General features: G+C 55.2%; 2 protein-coding genes and 1 pseudogene. All 3 read right to left on the minus strand.

Features of this window, described 5'->3' with window-relative positions; translation table 11 throughout:
• Positions 1-90: pseudogene (locus ACIOWA_RS27765) on the minus strand (type VI secretion system contractile sheath small subunit); the annotation flags it as partial.
• A gap of 32 nt (positions 91-122) precedes the next feature.
• The gene (gene tssA, locus ACIOWA_RS27770) at positions 123-1,685 is read right to left on the minus strand and encodes a type VI secretion system protein TssA (RefSeq protein WP_401162906.1); all 1,563 of its coding nucleotides are present in this window, start codon (positions 1,683-1,685) and stop codon (positions 123-125) included.
• 627 nt (positions 1,686-2,312) lie between these two features.
• Positions 2,313-2,569: hypothetical protein (locus ACIOWA_RS27775; protein WP_401162907.1), on the minus strand; the 257-nt coding region annotated here is incomplete at its 5' end.

A 2,569-nucleotide genomic window follows, 5' to 3' on the forward strand; every position in this document is an offset into this window, starting at 1 on the left:
CAGTTCAAACTCTACCTGAGCACCGCCGGAGGCGGGTTTGAAGGAGACGATGATGCGTTCCATGGGGGCTACCGAGCCTTCTTTGGCCATGGCTTTTCTCCTTGCGGTTGTGGCCCTGGGGCCTATTCGAGTACCACTTCGAGATCGAGGTGGCACAGCCTGCGATAAATCTCTTCCTTGCGTTCACGCACTTCATTGTTCTGCGGTAACAACTCGCAGCAACTGTGCAGCAGGTGCAGCACTTCCAATGCAAGATCGGGCTCCCAGGCGTGCAGGCCTGAGTCCTGTAATGTCTGATCGAGGGTTTCGAGCTGGTTCTTGGCCAGTTCGTATTTCTTGGCCATGAAGCACAGTCGGGCGAGCGCGAACTGCCAGAAGAAGCGCTCGCGTCCGCCGTGGGCCGATTGCAGTCCTTGCTTGAGGATCTGCACGGCAGGCTTCAAGCCTTCCTTGCGCAGCAGTGGCAGCACCTCTTCGAGGGCTTTTTCCCAGGCTGGCTGGGTTTCGACGTTCTCGCTCTCGACCTTGCGCGGCGCACTGGCGCTTTGCAGATGCGGCATGACGTTGGCGGCGATCCACGCCCGGGTGGACGGATCGGCAAACGGCGCACCGTCATGGAAACGCAACTCGACAATGCCAGGCAGACGCTGAACCAAAAGCGCGAAGTGGATTTCCACTTCGCGCATTGCCAACTCGGCGTTGAGGTTCTGGAGACATTCCCAGACCATTCGCTGGCCATCGAACCAGAACGGTGCCTTCGCCAGGCTCGCCTCCAGTTCCACCAGCAAGTCGGCGTATTTGCCCTGATCGAAACGGTCCTGGTAGAGCTTGAGTTTTTCCAGTGGCAGACCACGCAACACGGTGATCTGTTCGGCGTTGCGCTCAGGCACCGCGTCGATGGTCATCCACAGCAGCGTGCGATTCAGGCGCAAGGCGCGCAGGTCAGTGGCCTTCTGTTTGAGCCACCAGGCGCACAGTGGCCGCGCGCTGTCCTGCTGGGCGCGCAAGGCTTTGTGAGCGTCTCTTTCGTTGTCAATCGGTGCGCCGGGCGTGAGCAACTGGCTCGCGGCTTGTTTGACCTGTGCCACCGCAGCGCCCACCACACCGGGGGCTGGCTGGTTGTCGGCGGCACGCTGGATCATGGTTTTCAGGCGGCGGGAGAGCGGCAGCAGCAGCGGCGCGTCATCACCCAGATGTTCGGTGCAGGCAGCGTCGAGGCCAGCCAGATGCTCGGAGAGCTGCCGGAACATCGGCAATTGCTCTTTGATCGCGATGTTTTCGGTGATGACCTGCTCAAGACGCGGCACCAGCCAGCCAATGGCGGCGGCACGGGTGCGGGGTTTGAGCGGGTGAACGTCGGCCCAGTTGTTTTCCGACAGATGGTGCAGAAGACCGAGGCCGGCCAGCAGCCCCGGGAAGGATTCGCGCTGATACAGCGACCAGGTGAGCCAGGCGCCGACACGCAAATCCTTGGATTGGGTTCGCAGAAGGTTTTCGCTGTTTTCGCGAATTTTCAGCCAGTCGATCTGCCCGCTTTCGTGCATCGACGAGGCTTTGGCCAGCTCGCTTTCCAGTGCCTCGAATTCGCTCGAAAAACGAACGTCTTCGCCCGCGAAATTCTCTTTGGAAACAGAGACTTTAGCGAGTTCGAGGTAATGGGCGGAAAGTTTGCTTGAGTAGGACATCCATGGCCTTTAATTGGGATTACAGTCGTGCGCCTATTGGAATTTCAGGAGCGCTGGACAGTATCGAAGAGCAGTGACATGACTCATCCTATTGAGTGTGTGCTCTTTCAAGTGGGCGCATCGTACTCACGATGATGGCCACTAGCAAGCATCTGATCAAACAACAAGACGAAGTGTTCATTGGTGCTTGTAAGAGATCGCCCTATATGTGACAGGGGATTCCCTGATACCGCTTTAAATTCTCCGCGTTTGCCCAGCACCCTCCAAACCATTGATCCAGAGCATCCAGCGAAGTCAGGCCACTTCATTTCGAACGACCGTCCCAATAAGCGGCGTAAAGCATGACAAAATTTTTAAAAAATAAAAGTAGGACTCTTCCGAAATCCAATCGATCTCTATTAACAATTTACCGCCGACAACATCCATCAATAAAAGTGCCATCAATTTGATGGCATTTCACTTTCTGAAAGTTTCACAAGGCCGGCAATACTGTACATCAGTGCCAACTCAATAATTATCGAAGTTCCCTCCTACATTCTTCTCCTTCAATTTACCCCGCACTTTCACATCCGGAATGCTCTGACAAATGTCAGAGATACTTCTTACATCAATTTATTTCCCGCGTTGCTAGCGTGCCTTGGCAAAACTTTTCCGCGTGGCGATCAAGGATGATCGGACACCGCGCCAAGACTCCCATTGTTTAAGGACAAGCGTATGTTCAGTACGGGCAACTGCGCGCCTTTTACCCTGCAAATCCCAGCCGTTCGTCACGATTTCAAGGTGCTTGCCTTTAAGAAAACTCTGAAAAAGACTTTCTGATTTTGGCAAAATCCCCAGATTCCACCCGCCGAGTTTTCCGATGAAGCAGATGACCTTCGCCGACG

Origin of the sequence: Pseudomonas sp. NPDC087614 (genome assembly GCF_044743485.1) — a bacterium.
GTDB lineage: Bacteria > Pseudomonadota > Gammaproteobacteria > Pseudomonadales > Pseudomonadaceae > Aquipseudomonas > Aquipseudomonas baetica_A.